The organism is Lentimicrobium sp. L6 (assembly GCF_013166655.1).
Taxonomy (GTDB): Bacteria; Bacteroidota; Bacteroidia; order Bacteroidales; family UBA12170; genus UBA12170.
In genome coordinates, this window is sequence record NZ_JABKCA010000129.1 from 1 (window position 1) to 6969 (window position 6969).

Genomic DNA, 6969 nt, shown 5'->3' on the forward strand with positions numbered 1-6969 from the left:
GCAACAAATTGAAAGAGCTTTTTGCTTAAGTTAACGCTAATGCCCCATGGGGAGCCAAAAAAATCAGATTTTAGTTTCAAAAATCAAATTAGAATAGAATATCAAATTTTTCAATCTAATCATTTTGCTGAATCTTTTCCCTGACTCCCCTTGGGCCGGAACGATGCTGTCCGCTACGATGAATGTAGCGATAATGATAGCATCGTCATTAACCGAAGCGTCAGCTGTTGGGGAAATCAGGGAAAATTAAACTATTGTAATTCTTACTGATTAGTAACTAAAAATTAATAAAACAGAATATGATAGTAATTATCATATTCTGTTTTATTTTATATCAATCCCTTCCCAAATCTATAATTCAAGCCTATAACATATTGAGTATAGGCATAAGATTCATCAATATTTAATTGCTCATAATTAATAAAAGAAAGGTCTAAAAACAGATGTGGAATTCGTTTTGAAATTTTAAGTTCAACACCTCCTCCAAATCCTATGTATACTATTCCATTCTCATAGCTTGGATAAAAATCGTTTCTTGACAATTTGTAATTACCAGTATTAAAGGAGGTTTCAACAAATACTTTAATTTTTTCTTTCTTGATAAAGTTAAATTGACCAAAAACACCAATAATATGGTGATTTTCTGAGGGACCACCTTCAGGCTTCATAAAGATAGCCATAGCTTGAACACCCAAATCTAATCGCTTTGTAATTTGCATGGCCACATTTACATTCCATGTGTATTCATTATACCTTGGCAAACCGGGCTCATCTTCATAGTAGCGCAAAAATGTGAAGGAACTACCTACACAAAAAGACTTTCCAAAGTTTCCTTGGGCGAAAATCAGAAAAGGAGTAAATAAAAAAATGGTCAGTTGAACAATTGCTTTCATAATATTGAGCTATCAAATATAAACATTCCAATATTTACTTACCAACTCAGGGCAAACGCATACTTTGTTAAAAAGCTATATTTAGAAGAAAATAGTTTAATCTATAGGTATAATGCTAGCGCGGAAATGTTTTCCGTGCGAAAATATTAACATTAAGGAATGTATTTAAATCACACGGATTAGCTTCGCTGAGCTCCCTACGGTCGGTTGCAAATCCGCGTTAGCTTTGTTAAAAATAATTAGAAAAATAAAAGTACGCGTTTGCCCTGTTACCTACTGATTTAACTTACCTAGAAAAAGTCATTTCTAATTCAATCTCAGTTTCTCCGGGTTCTAGAACCATTTCGGTTTCTGTAAGTTTTACTATTGTGGTACGGGCTGTTTTGTCCTCCCAATCGGGTACTGTGATATCTAATGCGGTTTGGTTTTCTGCCCAAGCCCAACTGGTGGTTTTATATAGCTCACCATTTTCTATTTTACGCCACTCTATACTACCATCGGTTTTAAATTTCCAAACATATTGCCAAGTGAGGTAAGCAAAGCCATGGCCATTTAAATAATAGGTATCAATATTCCATGTTTGGCATAATAGCTCTTCTTTTGTAGGAGGTGTTGGCTCTTCTTCCTCCTCTTTTTTACAGGCAGAAAAAAGCACTGCAAAAATGAATAATATTAAAATTGATTTTTTCATCTGTTTTGTTTTTGATAAAATGAAGTCAGGGTGCGAATATTTCACAAAATATAATTTATTTGCGCCCTGACTAATTATTACTTCGCTCTTATATGCTCCACTAACTCAAATTCCTGTCCATCTCTAAAAACTATTTTTACCAAGCCCATACCTTTTTTTACATAGGTTTCAGCAACCTCTTCTTGCTGTGGGTAACAGGTATATTGGTAAATATCTTTAAGCAGATACCCATTAATGCTTAAGGTATCTAGTTTGATGGCATGCCTAAGGTCGAAAAAACTATGTGGATTAAAATTATTAACAACAGTCGATGACGAACGAGAGAAAACAACATAGAAATTTTCCTCAATTCTATTAATAATAAAATTGCTACTAAATTCTGCTATACTATCAAAATAATATTCTGAATAATTGATTTTACCAGCGATACAGTATTTATTGCACTCATCGCCATCTGAGGGAGTATGAAGGACTGACCAATTACCGTTATAGCTAAATGGGAAATGAATATATGAATCATCGACAGTATTTTCAAAAATCAAGGTGTCATTCTTATAATAAGGAAACCAAGACGTATCTTCAGTTGATAATTCGGGACAAGCAGGATCCTTACAATTACTGCAACAACTAAATAATGAAACCATTAGCATTAATGTGAGGTAAAAAATTGTGCTTTTCATAGATTAGTTTTTAGTTTTTCACAATGAATTTTTCTCTAAATACTCTGCCATTATTATCAAATACTTCAATATAATAAAAACCGTTCAATAATTCATTAACATTTATTCCTTTGTTTTGGTATAATCTGCCTTCAAATAAATATATACCTTGTTGATTGTAGATTTTATAAATCATATGATCTATCTCAATATTGGCATTATTAGGAAATTATGGAATAAAAACAAATTGGGGGTCATCAAAACTATCATATCGTAAAAAACCATATTCTAAGGAATAATAAAGATAGAAAATCTTCTCGTGAAAAACATATACATCATCGTATATAACATCTCCTATTTCGACACTAATATCTGACTCTACAATCTTTGTGAAAGTTTCTGCATAAGCACTAATTTCAATTGACAAACCATCAGTGTTTGATTTTTGTATTTGAATATATCCTGTTGAATTATATCGCCTTATAGTTTCGAGATAATCAACTTGTCCAGTGGTTTTAACTTTAACAAAATCAGAACTCTCTGAACGAATTACAAAATCATTGGTATCTACAGGCCATGCACTTACTACTTTCATAGAATCCCCAACAGACCTACCCAAAAAACTTTTATCATTCTCAGTTAGATAATGATACTTCTCTTTAGTACAGGAAGAGACAAACAATCCAAATGAAATGATAATTAAAAAGATAATAAATTGATTTTTCATAATTAATTTTTTTTGCGAAGGAATTTTTCTAAATAACTCGTTATTATTCAATTAACACCTACAAAAATAAATACTAAAAATACATAGAGATACCTATACCATTATTATTAAGTTTTACACCTACAATAATAGTTGATTTATCAAATGATTGCAGATTCTTTTTATATGTATTCTTTGATATTGTACTTGTAACAAATAATGGAATTCCAACAGAAGCTGAACCAATACCTCCATATTTAAGAATAGATCCCATAAATAATCTAGGGTCAAGGTCGATTGGATTTTTCTCGTAATCTTCCAAGAAATATTCTCCAATACCTATACATGTCACTCCAATTATTGATAAGACTAATGTACTTCTTTGAACCCTAATTGCTTGCAAATATTTACTCTGATAAAATAAGTACTGATTATAATCAAATGAATCATCTTTTATAAAATCTGGTTCAGAGTCAAAAGGAACATTCATATTATTAAGTGGACTTGGTAGTTTAATATAATAAGCGTTTAGAAGCACTCCCATTGCAATCACTTTGTTTTTCTTTCCATTAACAATATCAAAAGTAACCTTGTTATGATTAATGTTTAAAATCCTACAATTCTTTATTGTATCATTACTATCCAATAAAAAGATCATATCATTATAAGAATTCTGTGCAAACAAGCCTGTAAAGCAGACTAACAGACATAGTGTTACAATTGCCTTAAGTGTTATTATTTTTCTCTTTATCTTAAAAAACATCTTACTTATCAAAAATATAGTTAACTTAAATCTACTTATATATATATCATTACAATACAACAAATTTTTCTTGAATTATTTGACCATTAATATTTATTTCTAAAATATAGATTCCATTTGCTAATTTAGAAATATCCAGTGGTTCATCGCTATAGTAATTATCATATGAATTAATTGTTTCTCCATTTAGATTCCTAATATTAACGCTACAATAATTTGGATTATTGAAAATTTTAACTTGGACATTATTATCCGCTGGATTTGGATACACGATAATAGAATTATCAATTTCAGACATTATAATATCTTGATTATTGTTTGCTTTTATTAGTATATCATCCTTACGTGAACCGTATTTAGCTCCAGGCTGTGTTGGATTATCATTCTGAATATAGTTATTATCACTAAATATTGGGGCCTTAGTACCTGAGGCATAACAATCATATTCTTCTATTTTTGCTGTAAACCTAGACCCAGTAGTTACTCGAAAACCAGGTGTGAATCTCATCCAATTTCCAGCAACTAAATTTAAACCACCATCAGTATTGGTAGAATTCGAATTACTAACTTCACCAAAGTATTCAAACGAATCAAACGCTCTTAAATTAGCTGGATTTTCAATGGTCCCATAGTGTACTCCATTTTCTGTATAAGGGTAGTTTTGATCTAGTTCCCTGTTAACCATATTCCTATATGGTTCATATCCATTCAATCCTCCATACCACCATGACCGATAATTGCGATACAAGTTGAAAAACAAAAGATAATCTATTCCTGAATAAACTCCTGTATTACCATCAGGATTATCACGCCCACTCCTTTCATTTACAGTATGACGAAAGAAATTACTACTAGCCCAACCACCATCTGCTCTATTAGGTAAATAGTCATCACAATACTCAAAATACACATCCTGTGTTGGAGCATCATTACCTACTGAATAATTATAAGGACCACATATTGGTGCTCTATTTAAAATGCTTTCAATTTTACTTTCATAATCCTCTCCTTCAAATTGATCGCAATTATCATTATGCAAATCAGTGTACAATAACATATATAGGAGATCATGATCATGTTGCAAAAACCGGTCTATATAATTTTTTGTATTGACTATTTTAAAAATACCAGTTGGATCATAAACATCCCATGAATCACCACTTATTGCTGCCACTGCTGCCATAAAAACTTTATTGTAATCCTTTCCAGGAAAAGGGTGGTCCCAATCTCCAAATTGATGAAAGTGAAGAGGTATATTTTTCCATAAAAAATCGGCAAGTGTAAAAAAGCCTGGACTTATCATTGTACCTGTTGACTCCCTTACAGCTTCTGAGATTCCAAAACTCATTGGAGCTGGCCAATGGCCTCCTCTGCCTACAGTATCTCCATTAGGATCAAATATAGTCCAAATACCAGGCATTTGATCTTCAGGATAAGGATTGATAGGAAGGATATCATCAATAAACTCGTAAACTGGAGAATTAGATAATTCCCAAGAAAACCCATGTTCTAAATTCAAGTTAGCCATATACCTAGAAATAAGCAATATATTATTGCGGGCAGTATTTCCAAAATTAAATGACATATTTTGCCCAGTTACAGTGTTTCTAAAGTCAAGAAAATTATCTCCCAAATGATGATTCACTAGCGCAAACCCCATAATTAAAAATACAGCTTGATCAACACTCATTGTTGATTTTAGTAACTCCCTTTCTATTTCAGCATCAGTCCCAGTCCAAACCTTAAAATGATCCACATACATTGGTGAACCAGGAGGCATACTACCAGGTCCATTCTCTTCTGTCAGATTATAGTTTAAATTTGTAAAATCAGGAGTGAACTCACCTGTGTATATGGGAATATCTGTCCTCATGAAAAACCCGTCTAGTTCTGCTCCATTAGGGTTTTCCCAGGGTACTTGATCCTCACACAAATCCCATCTTTCGTATGCTTTCATCGCATAATACAACTCGGTTAATGTATAATTTTTAGGGGAGCTATTTAACATATCAGCTTCTAAAGCAAGCATTGAGATATACCAACCCAAATCTATCCCTCCGTCACCAATTTTTATTTCAGCACTCCCAACGTTTTCTTGGGTTCCATTGTCTATATGCATTTTCATATATTTGTGCCTGGAACTAAACAAAACTCCTTTACCTGGGCCTTCACCAATATCAGTAAAATATTTAAGGCGATGACGGTAATACCAATACTTTTCATTTAATGATTGAGCTGGTAATATGGTCTGCTGAAGTATTAATAATAATAGTATTATTGATATCTTTTTTATTGTTTGCATCTTTTTAAGTATAATATTGTATTATTTAATTGTGAAATAACAAAATCTTTTTCATTTATGATTCCTTCAATTTTTACTAAAAAAACTGAAATAAATAAAAAACTATTTTGAATATGATTATTTTTGGTAGACTTTAATTAGGCTTAACTTTTCCCTTTGAATTCAATCCTAATAATGTTATCTCCAGAATCTGTTTCAACAATTAATTTTGTTGATGTTAGAAGTATAATTCTTTGCACAACCCAAATATCATCAATTCCTCCAGACCCAAGCAAACTGATATGTTTAATATTTTCTTTTGCAAATTGTTTTATTTCAATATCATTTTGATTATTTGTCCACCTCCACTCGGAACTGTCAGTATAAGATTCAGTTAAAGAGGTTACAGATGCATTAATGATTCCATCAGTTCTAAACTCCCATATGAGCTCTATAATTCCATCATAATCCTCATCATTAACTATATATTTTTCCATCTGCCATTCTCTACAAAGCATTTCTTCCATGCTAACAACAGACTCTTCCTCATCTTTTTTACAAGAGCTCAACCCAATTAGAAGTGCTGCAAGTATTAAAACTATATTTTTCATATCGTTTGTGTTTTATTAGTTTTCAAGTTTTTCTTTTAAACTATCTATCTCCTTCTGTTGCTGAGCAATATCCTTTTGCTGCTGAATGATATAAAGAGTCAACTCTTCTACTTTCCTTAATAAGACATCATCCATTTCGCCAATACTATATCCGTTCTCTTTAAACTCTTCGGCACTCATTACCTCAGGTAAATGCTTTTCTGTGGTTACATAGCTTTCTAGCTCGGCTAAAGGCATTAATGGGTAATCTTCTTCAAATACATAATCGGAGCCGGGTACTGTTTCGGTTACTAGAATTTCTTTGGCATTAATGGAGCCGTTTACTGCTAATTTATGAGTGCCAGCATTTTCTGTTCCGATTCCAA

At 32.0% G+C, this 6969-nt stretch carries 8 protein-coding genes and 1 pseudogene; all 9 read right to left on the reverse strand.

Features of this window, described 5'->3' with window-relative positions; all coding sequences use genetic code 11:
- Positions 1-329: 329 nt before the first annotated feature.
- Complete coding sequence (locus tag HNS38_RS19395; RefSeq protein WP_172284750.1) at positions 330-893, reverse strand: hypothetical protein; 564 nt, start codon at positions 891-893, stop codon at positions 330-332.
- A gap of 286 nt (positions 894-1179) precedes the next feature.
- On the reverse strand, positions 1180-1584 hold the full coding sequence (locus HNS38_RS19400) for a hypothetical protein (protein ID WP_172284749.1): 405 nt from the start codon (positions 1582-1584) through the stop codon (positions 1180-1182).
- A gap of 77 nt (positions 1585-1661) precedes the next feature.
- Positions 1662-2264 (reverse strand): hypothetical protein, encoded by a 603-nt coding sequence (locus HNS38_RS19405; protein WP_172284748.1) that lies wholly within the window; start codon positions 2262-2264, stop codon positions 1662-1664.
- 10 nt (positions 2265-2274) lie between these two features.
- Positions 2275-2439 carry a T9SS type A sorting domain-containing protein gene (locus HNS38_RS21290; RefSeq protein ID WP_172284747.1) on the reverse strand — a complete coding sequence of 55 codons (165 nt, stop codon included), beginning with the start codon at positions 2437-2439 and terminating at the stop codon, positions 2275-2277.
- 33 nt (positions 2440-2472) lie between these two features.
- Positions 2473-2970: a hypothetical protein gene (locus tag HNS38_RS19415; RefSeq protein ID WP_172284746.1), complete on the reverse strand. Its 498-nt coding sequence runs from the start codon at positions 2968-2970 to the stop codon at positions 2473-2475.
- A gap of 73 nt (positions 2971-3043) precedes the next feature.
- The gene (locus tag HNS38_RS19420; protein WP_172284745.1) at positions 3044-3712 is read right to left on the reverse strand and encodes a hypothetical protein; all 669 of its coding nucleotides are present in this window, start codon (positions 3710-3712) and stop codon (positions 3044-3046) included.
- 49 nt (positions 3713-3761) lie between these two features.
- Positions 3762-6014 (reverse strand): T9SS type A sorting domain-containing protein, encoded by a 2253-nt coding sequence (locus tag HNS38_RS19425; protein ID WP_172284744.1) that lies wholly within the window; start codon positions 6012-6014, stop codon positions 3762-3764.
- 143 nt (positions 6015-6157) lie between these two features.
- Positions 6158-6604: a hypothetical protein gene (locus HNS38_RS19430; protein ID WP_172284743.1), complete on the reverse strand. Its 447-nt coding sequence runs from the start codon at positions 6602-6604 to the stop codon at positions 6158-6160.
- A gap of 15 nt (positions 6605-6619) precedes the next feature.
- Positions 6620-6969 (reverse strand): annotated as a pseudogene (locus HNS38_RS19435) (hypothetical protein); the annotation flags it as partial.